The following is a 17214-nucleotide window of genomic DNA, read 5'->3' on the forward strand; positions in this document are numbered from 1 at the left end:
TTAATGGTTAGCAAAAATCCTCTATTAAGGTGTATAACATTTGTAAGCGGTTACAAGTAATGTATTATCCAATGAAATCTAGGTGTGGTTTAAGAAAGTTAATATTTGTTTTGGAGGGGGAAAAAAGATGGATAAAAAAGAAGCTAAAAGGTTGGCAAAGGAACAACTGAAAATAGAAAAAGCTGAAAGAGAGAAGAAGTACAATCGAGCTAAAGTATGGCAAATGGCACTGTTTCCATTTTTTAGCATGTCCCACAATGCGTTTATGTTCCTAATGTCAATCGTTTCTTATTATGCAGCAGGGATAGTAGGACTTGGTACGGTTATTGCTTCATTTGTAATTACAGGATCTAGAATTTTAGATGGAGTCACGGATCCCATTATTGCTTATTTCTATGACAAAACGAAAGGGAAGTTTGGTAAGATTAGGCCATTTATGGTCATAGCCTATTTGACGATGTCTGTGTCTACTGCATTATTATATTTCACAAGTCATCTTGTTCCTGAAAATATGAAACTAATATATTTTATTGTATTATATGTAGTCTTCATTATCGGGTATACGTTTTCAGGTGTTAACAATGCCGCATCCTATGCAGTTATATCAAATGATCCTAAGCAGCGTCCCGTTCTTGGTGGTCTTCAAATGATTTTTACGATGTTTTTTTATACTGCTGCCACAGTCTATCTATCTATGTATTTAACTCCAAAACATGGTGGATTTACTAACCCGGATTTATTCAAGGAATTTACCATTGCTACCATTATATTTGCAGGAATTGGATATGGGTTATTTATCCTAGCGATTTGGAAAAAGGATCGGTATGGAAATATTGGTACTATACAGAATTCTAGTTTGAAGTTTAAAGATTTATGGCCATTATTAAAAGGTAACCGTCCTTTACAAATGTTTATTGTGGCAGCTACAACAGATAAGTTGGGATTACAGATTTCGGGCAATGCAATTATCTCAGTTATGTTATTTGGTATTGTAATGGGGAACTATGCTATGGCAGGTGCGATGCAAAGTATGGCATTATTACCGAATATTTTAATCCTTATATTCGGAACTGCTATTATACGAAAGGTTGGTTTGAAAAAAGGTCTAGTTCTTTCTACGTGGGGTTGTCTGATTACTTATGCATTAATGTTTTTAATTTTATGGCTAGGAGACCCAACACAAATTCGCCTGGATAATATGGGATTTATGACCATTGCATTTATTGCATTATATGTTAGTAGCGGAGCCATTCGTTATGTAACAAATGCGGTAGTTCCCCCTATGCTAGCTGATATTGTCGATTATGAGTCGTATAAATCAGGACGTTTTGTACCAGGACTTGTTGGTGGAGTCTTTCAATTTATCGACAAAGCTGTTTCATCACTTGCGCAAACTTTTGTTGGGTTAGCACTTGCAATGATTGGTTTTAAATCAGCTTTCCCAGACGTTGATACACCTTATACTCAAAGTATTTTTTGGATGACCATGTTCTTGTTTGTTGGTGTAAAGATGGCTGCATGGATTAGTACCTTAGTAGCTATGAAATTCTATGATTTAGACAAAGAACGAATGGATGAAATTCAAAAAGTATTAGAAGAGCGTCGTGATGATACTCAAAATAATCCAGCCTTTAAAGCTAAATAAGTATAGAATTAGAACCCGACGTGTTCCAAGCGTTGGGTTCTTTAGATTTAAAGGATAAGGATATTTTCAAACCCTCTAGTGATAAAAAGGATACCATTTCATAAGTGGATGTAGTATCTGATAAACAAAGAAGTATATTCAATAAAAATAGTCAGGAGCATATGTGAATGACTATTGATGAAGTCGTTGATGAGCGCGCTCTACGTGAGCTTTACTTAGAAGGTTTTCGTCTCGCTATAGAAGAAGGAAAGTCGAGAACATTAATGACCTTTTATAATAAGGTGAACAGTGAATATGCCAACGAAAACACACACTTAATGCAAGATATCTTTTACGGCGAGCTGGATTATAAAGGAGTGGTTGTCACCGATTGGGACGGAATAACGGCGGGTGAAAGGACTAAAGGAACATTTCTTACTGAAAAATGAAGAACTAAAGTTATTTGAAATCGATGAGATGAATGGAATAATTGATATTCCTATTATAAAAAGAACAGCTCGAACAAGAAGGAAAGTTGCAATCTTGACGTTAGGGATGGACCATACAAACGAAATCCCTAGTGAACTGATAAAAAGTTTTACTAGTCCGAAGGTGAAAAAACAACTAACATTATCAGATCAAACATTTGACTGGATTCGTCACGGTTGGGTCATTAGGGAATACCGGCTTGAGAAAGATGAGCGTACGGTTATGAGTGAACAGTATCGAATGGGCTATGTATTATTCCAACATATAAAGCGAATAGAAAATCAAAGGAGCATGGAAAATAAAGAGCTTCTCCTTGATTGGTATACAAATTGGAGGAATCTCAATCCATCTATAAAGAGTACAGACATGTTACGCTCTAATCTACTTCAAATTCTAGCAAATAAATTAGAAGGGATTGCGGATGAGAGTCAACAATTCGTCAAAGACAACATCGATCGATTCGAACGTGTAAATTCTACTTGGAGATTTAAAAAACAACTTCTATTCCTTCATTTTCTCCTCGCTTTGTATGAGATCGCTTTATGTGAAAACCCTTTTGATTGGAAGCAAATTGGGGCCCGTTATTATCGTAAAATAGGGGGCTCTAAACAATTGCGTATAAAAAAGAGTTCATTGAGGAGACAGAGCGACTAATTGAACACCCATTGCCCTTAATTGGCCTTACTAGTTTAGGTACGATTACACCTATCTTTTTCACGGGATCAATGAAGGGGAAAAAATCGTCATACGACTACGGCAGTGTCCACGCTACGACAGACTTAGCTGTATTTTCGGATGAATTCGAAACGACTGCGAGCGTGCTATGGCTAGTAGAAAATCGGGGCGTTCTTACTAGAATGGCCTATGAACATGATTTTTTGGTTGAAACGAATAGTTTTGTATTAGGAATTGATGGCCAAGTACGGTCAGCTCATCGTCACCTAGTTGAAAATCTTTCTTCCTGTGTAAAGCAAGTTATTATTTGGAGTGACGTCGATGAAGCTGGTTTGACAATAGAAATGGCGCGGTTGGCTTACACACATATTGAAGCAAGACATCGTCAATCTTTCTATTCATTTACGGACAAAAAAGGAAATGAGTAAAGTGGATGCTCACTGGGAGCTGATTCCGGAGATAAAAAAACTTCGTGATGAGGTGGCCCCCGATACGCTTCTAACGATTAATGGGGATATTCTAGACCGTCAAATGGGCTTGGAACTCGCTCAACAATACGGGGTTGATGGGGTGATGATTGGACGTGGGATTTTCAAAAATCCATTCGCCTTTGAAAAGGAGTCAAAAGAACATAGTAGTAAGGAATTGCTGGATCTCTTGAGGTTGCATCTTGACCTGTATGACCACTATTCAAAGGAATTGATCACATGTCCATTCAAATCGCTTCATCGCTTTTTTAAGATTTATGTTAGTGGCTTTCGAGGTGCGAGTGAATTACGAAATCAATTGATGAACACAGAGTCGACAGATGAGGTACGTGCATTGCTTGATCACTTTGAGTTAAAGAATGACTGATGTAAAGGTTTCTGTCCCCCGATGCTTTAAAGTACGGGGACGGGAACCTTTTTATTTGGAGTACAGCGTTTTTCCAAACGAAGAAATCGCAAGAACTCCCATAATTCTGGATAACACGATAATCATTATATTAGATATATATAAAATCGAGACATTGCCTATAATTTCGACAAAAGTCTCCGTTTGAATAACAACGTTTTCATGCTAAACTTTCATTTGAAACCGCTTACTAAAAAGGGGTGATGAATATCTTTAAGGGGAGGGTGTGACTCGTTTACTAAATCATTGTTCTTTTTTAAAAACGTGAGGAGGTAATTATTTTGAGGAAGCTTAAACGTAGTTTTACTTTATTTATGGTTTTTCTTTTATTAATTCCTAATTTTAGTTTACCTGCATTTGCAGAGGATTCTGATGGAATGATTAACATTTCAAGTGACTGGCAAGGCAGTATTATGGGGAATCTTGGTGGAACACCGAATTCCGATAACTTTGGCATTACTGAAAACGGAGATGGAACCGTCACCCTTAAAAGTATAAACGACAAGGGGAAAGTTGAAAGCGTTTCAGAAGGGATTGCCTATTACTATAAAGATGTTCCTGCTGATGCTGACTATACATTATCAGCAACTGCCCATGTAGATACATGGACAGCTAATGGACAAGTAGGCTTTGGCTTAATGCTTCGCAGTAATGTGTTGGAAAACGAAAATGATGGTAGCTTTACCGGCGATTATGTTGCCTTAGGCGCTATCGACCAACAAATGAAAGGCTTTTACAAGTACGAGGAATCAACTGTACAAAAAAATGACTATACATTCCCAAGTACGGTTCCTGCCCCAGCAGAAGGACAAGAGTACGACTTAGAAATCACGAAATCTGGTAATATGTTTATGCTTAGCATCAACGGTGAAATCAAGGTGATGGAAGAGTATACTGGGGAACTAAACTACGCTGGACTATTCACTTCCAGAAATACCGAAGTGACGTTTCGTAACGTATCTTTAGAAATGGAAGAGCCAGTTGAGGTGCCTGCCGATTGGGCGTTTAGTGCATTTGGTTCTAACACTAGCATTTCTGAAAGAAATCCAGACCCAACGGTTCATGAAGATGGAAGCGTAACCATCAATGCGCAAGGTGGAAAAATTTCTAGTACTGTCGATGGAATCTCTTATTATTTTAAGCAGCTTCCTAGTGATGTTAACTTTGAAATTACTACGACTGCCAAGGTTCATAGTTTCAATGCAGACAATCAAGTATCGTTTGGTTTAATGCTTAGAGATGAAGTAGGGGTACACGGGGATAGCAGTGGCCATGAGTCTAAATTCGTTGCTGTTGGCGCATTAGATCAAGTGATGAAAGCATTTTATGATAATGGCTCGTTATCTAAGGTGAATGAATTTGGATCTATTAGTGGCCCAGCACCTGGCGAAATCTATGATTTATCTATTAAAAAATCAGGTAGTCAGTATGTTGTAGCTATCAATGACGTAGAGACTACAATAGAAGCCGATGCTCTGTTTACTGATGAGGTTTTTGCAGGAATTTATACTGCAAGAGGTACAGAAGTTACATTCAGTGACTTTGACATTGAAATTGATACAAGTCTTGTTACTGGCCTACAAGTGGATAGCTCAAATATGAAAACAATCTACAATGTAGGGGAATCACTGGATGTAAGTGGCTTAAAAGTAACGGCATTATTTAAAAATGGGGAAGAACAAGTTCTCTCTGAAGGCGATTATGATGTAACGGGCTTTGACAGCAGTACAGCAGGTCAAAATCAAATGACGATTACTTATTTAGGAAAATCTGCAAAAGTAAATCTAGTAATTGAAAACGCTGATACTCCCCCACCTGCAACGGAGCCAGGAGAAGGTAGTTCAGAAGGAATTTATGAGGCAGAAGAGGCAGAATACTCTAATGGAAAAGTTGATAACAAGCATGCAGGCTTCACAGGTACAGGGTTTGTAGATACAGATAACGCTCCTGGTGAATGGATTGAATGGAAAGTTAATGTACCTGCGGATGGAGAGTATAACTTAGATTTCCGTTATGCACATGGCGGAGCAGATCAACGTCCTGCTCAAATTAGCGTAAACGGCGAAGTGGTTGTAGAAGAACTAGCCTTTGACGCGTCGGGAACTTGGACAAATTGGGTTAATGCTTCCACGAAAGCTCAATTAACGGCTGGGGAAAATACAATTCGAGCAACAGCAACAGCTGCAGGTGGTTTGACGAATATGGACCACTTAAGAGTGTATTTTGAGTTTGATGAAATCTTCGAAGCAGAGGATGCTGAAAGAGACGAAGCGGGAGTGATTATTGATAACAAGCATCCAGGTTTCACAGGAACAGGATTTATTGATTACAGTCCAAATCAACCTGGCAGCTGGGTAAAATGGACAGTACATGTTCCAGTAGACGGAGAGTATAACTTAGATTTCCGTTATGCCCATGGTGGTACCGACGCTAGACCAGCTGAAATTAAAGTAAATGGTGAAGTTGTAGAAGAAGAATTAGCCTTTGACCCTTCAGGTGGCTGGGCAACTTGGGTGTATACATCCACGAAAGCACAATTAACGGCTGGTGAGAATGTGATTATTGCTACCGGTGTTGGTGCAAGTGGTGGAGCGAACATTGACCATCTCCGTATCCATAACAAATCAGATACAACAGATGGTGGACAAATTGATATCGAGGATAGTGATTTGTCAGAAGTCGTTAGCGGTTTCTATTTGAAAAAGCTGAAGGAAGTTGGAATTTTAGTTGATGAGCTTCCTGCGGATGATGAACCAATGACAAGAATTGAGTTTATGTCTTTCATTAACGATGCCTTTGGATTTGTATATGAGGAGAAGTACAAAGGTCTTAGCGGCAAAACAAATGTATGGGAAGTATCTCTTGATGAGTGGTATTCCTACGTACTAGAAGCGGCCGAAGAGGCTGGATATATGGATGGTCTATTGGTGAATGGACAGATTAACCCAAATCAAGAAATAACAAAGCAAGAAGCAGAACAAATACTCGCCAATGTACAAGGAACAACTGCTAGCTCTAAAGATAAGCAAGTGTTAACTTGGGGTGAAGCAAAGGCATTGGTGGATCCTTTACGTACTGAAAATATGAATGAAGATGTAAGCATTGTTGGTGTTCATGCGGTTACGAATAATCTTGTTGCCGTAACATTAAACAGCACATATGAAGAGTTCGACTTTTCTGATATTGAAGTCGTTATCCCAACAAGAGATTGGTCTTTATTATCACCAGGATTTAAAAAGCTTGCCGTTGATAAAGGGGCAGTAGGTACGAATAAATTCGGCCAAACCGTATTAATGCTCCACAGCCAAGACGAATGGGATGAACATGCTTCCATCAAAACGGAAATTAAGGAAGTAAGATTCTCAGGAAACCTTGATACAGCGATTACAGAAGCGAATAACCTCCTTACATGGCAAATGGATCATGGCGGTTGGACGAAGAACTGGCCATATATTTACACTCGTGAGTGGAATGGAACAGAGTCAAAATCTGAATGGGTGGCAAATGGTGTTGAATTAGGAACGATCGACAATGATGCAACGATTTCAGAAATGTTGTATTTAGCGCAAGTGTATCAAGAAACACAGGATGATAGATATAAAGAAAGCATTGAAAAAGGATTTGACTTCCTGTTTGACTTACAATACGATTCAGGCGGCTTTGCGCAAGTGTATCCTAGAAGAGGAAACTACTCTGATTATGTTACATTTAATGACGAAGCGATGATTAATGTGATGGAAGTATTAGATTTAGCGTTAGAAAGAAAATATCCATTTGATTCAGATTTAATTAGTGATGAGTACTTTGCAAAAATTCGAGAATCAAAAGAGCTGGCGATTGATTATATTTTAAAATCACAAATTGAAGCAGACGGCGTCTTAACAGCTTGGGGTCAACAGCATGATCCAGTAACGTATGAGCCGAAAGAAGCACGTTCCTACGAGCATCCTTCTATTTCTGGTTCAGAATCTGTTGGGATTATCCGCTATTTAATGTCGCAGCCACAAACGGAAGAGATTAGACAGTCTGCATTAGCCGCTCTAGAATGGTTGGATGAAGTAAAGTTAGAAAATACACGCTATGCGAGTGGAGATCCTAATAATATTTACTTCTATGAAGATTCTAATTCTACTGCTTGGTACAGATTCTATGAAATTGGAACGAACAAAGGGATTTTCTCAGGTCGAGATGGTGTAATCAAATACAACATCTTAGAAATTGAGGAAGAAAGACGTAATGGTTATTCATGGGGAGGACACTGGGGAACTCAGTTACTTGCTATTGCTGAACAAACAGGAAACTATATGGACAAAGTATTTGTTCGAGTTGCTAATACAAATTCAACAGACATATACGAAAGAACATTAGTAGATGGGTCTGTGAAGCAAGTAGAGCCTCAGCAAGAACAGCTAGGAGACATTGATTATATGCTTACAGTTGCTAAAGATGGAAGCGGAGATTATCACACGGTTCAAGCGGCAATTGATGCGGTACCAGCGAATAACTCCATTCCTGTTACGATCTACGTAAAAGATGGGACGTACAAAGAGGTTGTGGAAGTTCCTGCTAATAAGCCATTTATTACATTAATTGGTGAAAGCCAAGAAGGTACCGTTATCACGTATGATAATTACGCTGGTAGAGACAATGGTGTTGGTGGAACTCTAGGTACGAGCGGAAGTGCGAGCGTTTACCTTCGTGCGAATGACTTTAGAGCAGAAAACCTCACGTTTGAAAACTCCTTTGACGAGTCTATGGATGTAAACGGAAAACAAGCAGTTGCTGTGTATGCGAGCGGAAGCCGTCAGTACTTCAAGAATGTAAGCTTCATAGGCAACCAAGATACGCTCTATACTCATTCTGGTACTCAATACTATTACCAGGTGTATGTTGAAGGAGATGTAGATTTTATCTTCGGTGGAGCAAGTGCCGTATTTGAAGAAGCCGTGATTCACTCGTTAGATAGAGGATCAGACTCAAATAACGGGTATATTACCGCCGCAAGCACGTTGCTTTCTGAGAAATACGGAATGCTGATTTTAAATAGTACATTAACAAGTGATGCTGCACCAAACACAGTCTATTTAGGAAGACCTTGGCCAGCAGGTGGGAACCCTGAAGCAAGAGGCAGCGTGGTCTACATGAATACGATGATGGGAGACCACATCAAAACAGAAGGCTGGACATCGATGAGTGGCTTAGACCCAATGGATGCGAGATTATATGAATACAAAAACGAAGGTCCTGGTGCGGTAGTAAACGAGCACAGAAGACAACTAACAGACGAAGAAGCCGCAGAGTGGACCGTCGTGAACGTATTAAAAGGCTGGGACCCTAGTCAAGTGACTCCAATAGAACTACCAGAAGAGAGCAAGAAAGACAAAGATAAGAAGAAAGACAAATATAAGAAGAAAGAGAAAGACAAAGATAAGAACTAGATAAAGATTACGGTGGAAGTCTGTTATCATTGCTCGTGCGGTAGTATACGTTTCGTGGCACTGATGGAAGCAGTCCTTTTGCAAATTGAGCAAAAGGACGCAGAGATGGCCGCTTTGTACGAAAAGACAACATGCAGAGGCAATGACATTAGAACGTTTTTTCAGCGCAAAATCAAGCCTTTTATCACAAATAGCGTTACCTAGGTTCGTTAAAAGAGAAGTTTCGGTTCGTTCTCATTCTAACGAACACCAGACACGTTAATGAGCGCAAACACCCTGTCACTATGTGGCAGGGTGTTTTGTTTTTTCCATAATATAATAAAAAAGCAAGAGCTAAAAAACCCTTACTTTTTCTGAAAGCTTCCGTATTCGTCTATTTTGTTTGATGATAGAACTAAAAACAGTAGTCGTAACAATCGAGAGAACTGAGACTAAAAACCAAGTGAAAAATTGGTTACCTGAGCGCATCTTTGCACCCCTATAGGATTTCTCGATTACTTTGTTCATATTTTTGAAAAAGTATTCAATATTTCTATATTTTGGACAGGGTGCAAAGGAGCTTGAGACCCGAAGGTGTGCTCACTAATTATTCAGAAGGTTAACTGGTAAACAACGTGGCATTTACTAGTACATTCTTTGTCATTCGATGGTAAGAACTATGTCATTGGTCGTACATTTCGTTGGCTGTAATTAGAAGCACTATATATTATTAATAGAAGGTGGAGGTATGGTTCAAGAGTCAAAGATTCTTCTGATATAGTTCCATTTTTTTAACATGCAAAAAGTCCTTTGGGATTGGTCTCCTAAAGGATTTTTTTGCATTTTTATAATAATAGATTTAGACAGTCAATGTTTCCTATTAACCATCAAAATAAAATTATAGGCATGCCATTGTACAACCCATTGCAAATCCGCCTAAGCACCCTACACATAATATAAGCTTGGTGCCCTTATAGAATCTTAAGCATTGTCGTTCCTTTGTTAACAATGAAATGTTATTCCACTTAACGTTTGCATTAGAAGAAAAATATGGGGATAGTATTACATATATATCTGCTAATGAAGTAGGCTCTCAAGACGAATACTTAGGAACAAAGGTAGAATTCCATTATTGGGTTATCTTTCATAAATAAAACAGTTTGTGAACACGTGTATCAACGGAATCTAATATTGAAGAAGAGAGTCAAAAAAGCAGAGACTTTGTTGCACAATACAACAATACTATTTATCATAAAAAGTTTGAAACATTGTACTTTTATAAACGGTTGCCTTACTGAATAAGCCTTTTAGTATTCTCCCTCTAGACGAATACGTTATAATAAAGGTATCCATGATAGGTGGTGACAGGAATGGAATTAACCGATAAACATCTAATCTCTAGCTGGCTTTCGTTAAACAATCTCTACTTATCAATTTCAAATGAATTAGAAGAAGTCATGCAACATGAGCATCGTTTATCTTTAAAAGAATTTTATGTGCTTCTTTATTTATCTGAAGCTCCTCATAAAAAGTTAAACTTACAACAGCTGCAAAACAAGGTGGGCTTAAGTCAAAGTGCGATGTCTAGGCTTGTCGCTCGATTTGAGGCAAAGGGCTGCGGGGCGTTACAAAGACAGGCATGCCAACATGACCGCCGGAATATTTATACTTCGATTACGGAAGTTGGTGAGAGGAAGCTGGAAGAAGCCTTGGTCACCTTTCATGCCGCGTTAGAAAAGGCGTTACTAGAGCAGAATGTGCAAGCGGAAATGAAAGCCTTGCTGTTGATGAAGAAGGAAAGCTAAAAAATCGATGTGTCCAAATAAGCTCTTTTATTTGACGGGAGCTTTTTTTCTTTCTATTATATGCATGTGCATACATTTTATAATACTGGACATTCTTTTGTAGTCAAAAACTTGTTTGATGTTAAAAAAGAGGAGGGTTTTTCATGGAACATTTATTTACCCCTTATAAAATCAAAGGATTAGAACTGAAAAATCGTGTAGTTATGCCGCCAATGTGCCAATATTCGGTGACGAACAAAGATGGGATTGCGACTGATTGGCATTACATACATTATGTTAGCAGAGCGATTGGCGGAACGGGCTTTATTATTATTGAGATGACCGATGTCGAGCCGGATGGTCGTATTTCAGATTATGACTTAGGCTTGTGGTCAGATGAACAAATCCCAGCTCTAGCAAAAATCGTGGATGCTTGTCATCAGCACGGTGCGAAAGTGGCGATTCAGATTGCTCATGCCGGACGAAAAGCAGAAGATGCGGCTCAGCCTGTTGCGCCATCAGCGATTCCGTTTGATGAAAACTCTAAAACGCCGAGAGCGCTGACTACAGAAGAAATTAAGGAAATGGTCGAGAAGTTTCGCCGTGCTGTCGGGCGTGCGGTTAAAGCTGGGGTCGATGCGATTGAACTTCATGGAGCTCATGGCTATTTAATTCATGAATTCCACTCCGCTTACACGAATAAACGAACAGATGAGTACGGCAAGGATTTAGCGAAGTTTGGTAGGGAAGTGATTCATGCGGCGAAAAGGGAAATGCCTGAGGAGATGCCACTCATTATGCGTATTTCTGCAAAAGAATATGTAGACGGTGGATATGGAATTGAGGAAAGCATCGCCTTTTCTAAAGAATATCAAGCAGCAGGAGTCGATATGTTCCATGTTAGTGCTGGTGGAGAAGGACCGATTGCGGCTCATGGTAAGCCAGGCACACATGTCGCTTATCAAGTTCCATTAGCTCGTGAGATTAAGCAAGCCCTTAACGTACCTGTCATTGCAGTAGGAAGACTCGACGAACCTGCCTTAGCGAATGCGGTCATTGGCAATGAAGATGCCGACCTTGTAGCGGTAGGCCGAGGAATGCTAAGAAATCCATATTGGGCGTTGGAAGCAGCCGCACAGCTGAACAAGGAATCAAAAATTCCACAACAGTACCAAGCAGGCTTCTAATCGGATAAGTAGATGAAGGTCAAAATCGAAGCAAGGGCGATTCTCTTGCTTCTTTTGTTTTACGAGTTGAAGTTGATTTCTAGTAAATCTTAAAGTTGAACATAGAGTAGGAGTTTTTATAAGTGAATAATGAGAATTATAGTAAAGTACTAATTGCGGGGCTTTTGCTTGTCGGGTCTTTTATTGCGGTGTTGAATCAAACGCTGATGATTACGGCGATACCGCCTTTGATGATTGAGATGAATATTACCGCGAATACGGGCCAATGGCTCACGACGGTCTTTATGTTAATGATGGGAATTATGGTCCCGATTTCAGCGTTTTTAATTGAAAAATATACGACAAGACAGTTGTTCTTATCAGCAATGGGGATTTTCACAATTGGCACGGTGATTGCGGCGATGGCGACGAATTTTCCTGTTCTTCTGACTGGACGGATTGTTCAATCGATTGCGGCCGGGGTGATGCTTCCGTTAATGCAGGCGGTGTTTCTCTTCATCTTCCCGATTGAACGACGGGGAGCGGCAATGGGATACATCGGTCTTGTCATCTCATTTGCGCCAGCCATTGGCCCGACGTTATCTGGGGTGATTATTACCAACTATGAGTGGCGTTACATGTTTTATGGCATTATTCCTTTAGCGGTTCTTATGTTGATTGTTGCTTATTTTAGTATGAGAAATGTAACCGAGCTAAAAAATCCGAAAGTCGATCCCGTTTCGATTATGTTATCAACCTTTGGGTTTGGAGGGCTTTTATACGGATTTACAAGTGCAGGGAATAACGGCTGGGGAAGCTGGCAAACGTTACTATTCTTAGGGATCGGCGCGTTCACGATTTACGTTTTCATTAGGAGACAGCTTGGCTTGGCACATCCGATGCTCGAATTTCGTGTGTTTAAGGTGAGGATTTTTACGCTTTCGACGATTATTTGTAGCACTGGCTTTTTAGGACTGATTGGGCTAGAAACATTGATTCCGCTTTATATGCACAACATGCGTGGGTTTACCGCCATTGAAGCTGGAATTGTCTTGCTTCCTGGGGCACTCATTACAGGAATTATGGCTCCGATTACTGGACGGATTTTTGACAAATATGGCGCAAGAGTATTGGCCATTCCAGGTCTTATAATCATGACGATTTCGTCGTTTGCGTTTATGTTCATTGACACGAACACATCGATTTTATACTTAACTGTCATGTACGCGATCCGGATGTTTGGCTTCGGAATGGTAATGATGCCAGTGGATACGGCGGGGTTGAACCAAATTCCGAGAAAGCTCATTCCTCACGGTGCAGCGGTAACGAATACGATTCGGCAAATGTCGGCGTCGATTGGAACCGGCTTGCTCGTAACAGCGATGACAACGGCAGAGCGAGCTGGATCGGCTTATCCTCAAATCACGCACCCTGATATTTTTGGAGCGATCGTCGCATTTGGGATGATTGCCGGGTTAACCTTCATTACACTCTTGCTTGCGTTTAAAGTGAAGAAACCCGAGAGGACGGCGGATGAACAATGGGAGGCGAATGCGAGTTAGGGAGGGATTGGAACTAACATTTAACGAACAATTGCTTCATTTACAACGTGTCTTAGTTGATACTGGCTCAGGAAGTACAGTTGTATCAACAGACTTAGCAGAATCAATAGGGATTATAGCAGAAAAAATGACATGATATATCGCATTAGTGGTGTTGGAGGATCAGAGTTCGTGTATTCGAAAACGGTTGATTCGGTAAGAATTGGAGATATGCAAACTGAAGATTTCGCTTTAGAAATTGGTGCAATGAATTATGGTTTTGATTTGGATGGTATCATTGGATTGGATTTGTTACGACAATTAAAAGCTGTTATAAATATAGATGATTTAACATTACAGTCAAATAGCTAATGGCAAGTATAGTAGGTGCACTTCTATACTTGCCATTTTTTAATTCAGCTTATTTAACGGGTGCGATAGCGGAATAAGGCTATCGCTTTTTTAACTATTGGTTCAGAATACTTAAAGAAGGGAGTTGGGTAATAGTTGAAGAAAGGACAAATTCGAGCAATTGCTATTTGTATATTTAAGAAAAACGATTCAATACTTGTTTGCGTATTGTTTTAATAATTAGCTCTTACTCACTCATTCGTCTAGCAAAAATAATGCTCGCTTCTCAGTAGCACAGATTATTAAAAATCTGTTTACTTAGAAGCGAGCTATCACTTTCGTTCCTCATATTATATTGTCTTTTCATTTTGGGCAATTTATAACGAATTCACTTTGCGTTATTGAAAATATATTTATCCAAATAACGATTACGAAACTTCCCATTCGGGTCATACTTCATAAGAAGCTCCTGAAAAGAAGGCATCTTTTCATATAGGGACTGGATTTTTTCAGGGGAGGTCGTAAATAGTTTTCCCCAATGTGGTTTTGCTTGAAACGGTTCAAGCTTGGCTTCGATAAGCGGGAGCACCTGCTGCACGTCCGCCCATTTATCTTGCCACGTAAAGTGAATCGCAACCGAATCCTGCTTATAAGATGGACTCATCCAAAGCTCATCCTCTGCAATGGTCCGCACTTCTGATGTTAGTAGATGTGGGGTGATATGGTCACGGATTTCACTAATGGCACAAAGAGCTTCATAGGCATGCTCACGGGCAAAAATATATTCACTTTGGAGCTCTTGGCCTTTGCTAGGGGTAAAATTCATTCGAAAGTGGGGCACGCGCTCAAGCCAATCTCCTTGCACACCGAGCTGCGCTGTACAATTCTCTGCTCCAACCCCAGGTACGGGATGGAGAGGTTCTTTGGCAGCTTTTGCTCCAAAAAAGTCCTCTCCCAACGAAATAGTCTGACCATCCGTCACCTTACTTTTCAGCCACACCTGATTAAACGTATCGTCCTGCCAATCAGTAAAAAGACTAACGCTATACGCACTAGAATAAATTGTATCAAAATCGTCAGCTAGTTGTGCTAGTGGAAGATTCTCGTAAACATCCTGTCTCATTTGATAGCTTGGAACGATATCTAGTGTTAGTTTGGTTACAACACCCAATCCACCTAGTCCCACAACCGAGCCAAGTAATTCTTCCTCTGATGTTTCCTTTGAAAACGTGACAATGCTTCCATCAGCGGTGACAACTTCCATAGCGCGAACAATTGCAGCTAAATTTGGATTGTCATTACCGGAACCATGTGTGGCGGTGGCACAAGCGCCAGCAACTGATATGTGTGGAAGGGAAGCAAGGTTATGTAAGGCATAGCCATGTTGCTGAAGCTCATGGCAAAGGTCTCCATACTTAATTCCGGCTTCCACGGTTACGGTTTGCCTTTCCTTATCAATGGATAAAACCTTGTTGAGCTTTTGCAAAGATACGATATTGTCATTCGAATCGGCGATGCTATTAAACGAGTGACGCGTTCCGACTACACGTAGCTTCGTAACCTTTGAAACTAATTGTTGAATCTCTTCAACTGATTCAGGTTCATGCCAGTTCGTTGTACTATATTGAAAATTACCTGCCCAATTCTTTTTCATAGAATGAGTCCGCCTCCTTTTTTTGCATGATTAGTAAAAATTCTTAAATAGACTTCCTCATCATAATACCATGAGTCAGGAAGCAAGGGGGCGGTTCTCTTGCTTCTTTTTTTTTGTAATACGAAGCGGAAGCACCGTCCCTATGATTCTTTCTCGTAGGGTTCTGTTAGCTCGTAATAAAGCGGGGAGGAGAGCAAGCCTGACCCTAGTGCTGAATGGCTTTACATTGGGCGGGGGCAGGCACCTTTTTTAGGCAACTTTTGGGCTGAGTGACAAGTTGCCAAACTTATCTTTAGACAATAGGTTACTAATAGGCTGAAGGGGGTGAGAAAATGGGTAGACGAATAAAACATACTTCCCGTGACGTGGATGCGTTAGCGAGGCTCATGCTGTCGGAAGCGATAGGAGAAGGAGCCCAAGGGATGAGCATGGTCGGAACGGTTGTGGCCAATCGGGTGGAGGCAGACTGTGCTCCAGACTTCCAAAATTTGCGTAATATTAGGCATGCAATTTATCAAACCATCCCTGGAACTGAAATCCCTCATTTCGAGCCCGTCTTAAATGGAACGTTGTATACTCAGCGTCCCGACGAAGCTGACCTCCAGAGGGCTAGGGATTTGCTGCAAGGTTACAGGGAGCCTCGGGCCAGAATGAACTTGTGGTTTTTTAACCCTAGTCCGGGACGGCAATACCGAGATCCTTGTACCCCCACGATGCCAAGATCCCCCATGACGCAGTTTGATTTTGCACACAAAAATCATTGCTTTTATGTCGCTGTACCGGGCTATTGCCCAGAGTTTTATCGCTAAAATAAAAAAGGAGCTGAGCTTCACATGACATTTGGAAACTCTCGTTATTATCCATCGACTAATTTTTCTGGTTATTATCCGCCTTCGACAATGCAGGGTCATCCTGCACAACAACCAGGTGACTTATCTATGAATATGCCTTCTGGGCCGTCATATTCCGTCCCGGTGGTTCCTATGGGGACTGGGCAGCAATTCCCGACAGGCGTGGTGGAAGAATCATTTATCGAAAATATCCTGCGCTTTAACAAAGGGAAGATTGGTACCTTCTATTTTACTTACCAAGGGAACAACAGATGGAATGCAATGGTTTATCAAGGACGCGTGGAAACAGCTGGCCGTGACCACATCATCATCAGCGACCCGTCCAGCGGGAAACGCTACCTGCTTCTGATGGCCAATCTCGACTGGGTAGAATTTGGGGAACAAATCAACTATCCTCACACGGAAATTAGTCCGGCTGCCGCGGCGTCCATGGATACATCAATGTAAATTAGAAGAACGCGGAAGCAAGGGGGCGGTTCTTTTGCTGCCTCAAAAACGAAGGCACAACGAGTAGATGAATATTGTGTTCGTTGTGCTTTTTTTACGTTATATAAGATTGTCTCCTGTTAGAGCTATTTCTGCGATTCTAATTTTTTGAGGAAGGAAGAAAGAACTGTTCAGTGATTCATATGATTCTTCGATAAAAATCCCGATAGAGACTGGTTGATAATAAAGTAGAAATCGTACCATATAAAGTAAAAATATTGACATTACATTATCTCTATATTCATTTAAAATTGTAAGCGTTGTCGAGATAATTTATAGGGG

General features: G+C 40.4%; 13 protein-coding genes and 1 pseudogene. 13 read left to right on the top strand and 1 reads right to left on the bottom strand.

The window, feature by feature from the left end:
* Positions 1 to 127: 127 nt before the first annotated feature.
* From B1R93_RS15155 to B1R93_RS15215, 11 genes and pseudogenes are all read left to right on the top strand, one after another.
* Complete coding sequence (locus B1R93_RS15155) at positions 128 to 1645, top strand: MFS transporter (protein ID WP_088104815.1); 1518 nt, start codon at positions 128 to 130, stop codon at positions 1643 to 1645.
* A gap of 167 nt (positions 1646 to 1812) precedes the next feature.
* Positions 1813 to 2073, top strand: a complete 261-nt coding sequence (locus B1R93_RS15160; RefSeq protein ID WP_088104816.1) for a glycoside hydrolase family 3 N-terminal domain-containing protein — start codon at positions 1813 to 1815, stop codon at positions 2071 to 2073.
* Positions 2036 to 2767, top strand: coding sequence for a hypothetical protein (locus tag B1R93_RS15165; RefSeq protein ID WP_088104817.1), 732 nt, complete (start codon positions 2036 to 2038; stop codon positions 2765 to 2767). The genes B1R93_RS15160 and B1R93_RS15165 overlap by 38 nt, the downstream gene beginning before the upstream one ends.
* Before the next feature lie 11 nt (positions 2768 to 2778).
* A complete protein-coding gene (locus B1R93_RS15170) occupies positions 2779 to 3216 on the top strand; it encodes a DUF2399 domain-containing protein (RefSeq protein WP_088104818.1) in 438 nt (145 codons plus the stop codon).
* Positions 3131 to 3643 (top strand): annotated as a pseudogene (locus B1R93_RS15175) (tRNA-dihydrouridine synthase); the annotation flags it as partial. The gene B1R93_RS15170 and the pseudogene B1R93_RS15175, both read left to right, overlap by 86 nt.
* Before the next feature lie 320 nt (positions 3644 to 3963).
* On the top strand, positions 3964 to 9120 hold the full coding sequence (pelA, locus tag B1R93_RS23235; protein ID WP_207634171.1) for a pectate lyase: 5157 nt from the start codon (positions 3964 to 3966) through the stop codon (positions 9118 to 9120).
* 1349 nt (positions 9121 to 10469) lie between these two features.
* Entirely contained in the window at positions 10470 to 10904 is a 435-nt protein-coding gene (locus B1R93_RS15200; RefSeq protein ID WP_088104819.1) for a MarR family winged helix-turn-helix transcriptional regulator, read from the top strand.
* Between the two features lie 143 nt (positions 10905 to 11047).
* Complete coding sequence (locus tag B1R93_RS15205) at positions 11048 to 12070, top strand: NADH:flavin oxidoreductase/NADH oxidase (protein ID WP_088104820.1); 1023 nt, start codon at positions 11048 to 11050, stop codon at positions 12068 to 12070.
* 122 nt (positions 12071 to 12192) lie between these two features.
* Positions 12193 to 13611, top strand: a complete 1419-nt coding sequence (locus B1R93_RS15210; protein ID WP_088104821.1) for an MDR family MFS transporter — start codon at positions 12193 to 12195, stop codon at positions 13609 to 13611.
* A complete protein-coding gene (locus B1R93_RS23240; protein ID WP_207634172.1) occupies positions 13601 to 13747 on the top strand; it encodes a pepsin/retropepsin-like aspartic protease family protein in 147 nt (48 codons plus the stop codon). The genes B1R93_RS15210 and B1R93_RS23240 overlap by 11 nt, the downstream gene beginning before the upstream one ends.
* Positions 13744 to 13962 (top strand): pepsin/retropepsin-like aspartic protease family protein, encoded by a 219-nt coding sequence (locus B1R93_RS15215; RefSeq protein WP_088104822.1) that lies wholly within the window; start codon positions 13744 to 13746, stop codon positions 13960 to 13962. The genes B1R93_RS23240 and B1R93_RS15215 overlap by 4 nt, the downstream gene beginning before the upstream one ends.
* Before the next feature lie 367 nt (positions 13963 to 14329).
* Here B1R93_RS15215 and B1R93_RS15220 read toward each other — a convergent pair whose 3' ends face one another.
* Positions 14330 to 15595, bottom strand: a complete 1266-nt coding sequence (locus B1R93_RS15220; protein WP_088104823.1) for an FAD-binding protein — start codon at positions 15593 to 15595, stop codon at positions 14330 to 14332.
* Positions 15596 to 15981: 386 nt separating this feature from the next.
* Between B1R93_RS15220 and B1R93_RS15225 the strand changes: the two genes are divergently transcribed.
* Together B1R93_RS15225 and gerQ are read left to right on the top strand one after the other, a co-directional pair.
* Positions 15982 to 16404 (top strand): cell wall hydrolase, encoded by a 423-nt coding sequence (locus B1R93_RS15225; RefSeq protein WP_280949503.1) that lies wholly within the window; start codon positions 15982 to 15984, stop codon positions 16402 to 16404.
* Positions 16405 to 16428: 24 nt separating this feature from the next.
* Positions 16429 to 16893: a spore coat protein GerQ gene (gerQ, locus tag B1R93_RS15230; protein WP_088104825.1), complete on the top strand. Its 465-nt coding sequence runs from the start codon at positions 16429 to 16431 to the stop codon at positions 16891 to 16893.
* Positions 16894 to 17214 lie beyond the last annotated feature (321 nt).

This window comes from Halalkalibacter urbisdiaboli, from assembly GCF_002156385.1.
GTDB lineage: Bacteria > Bacillota > Bacilli > Bacillales > Bacillaceae_D > Halalkalibacter_A > Halalkalibacter_A urbisdiaboli.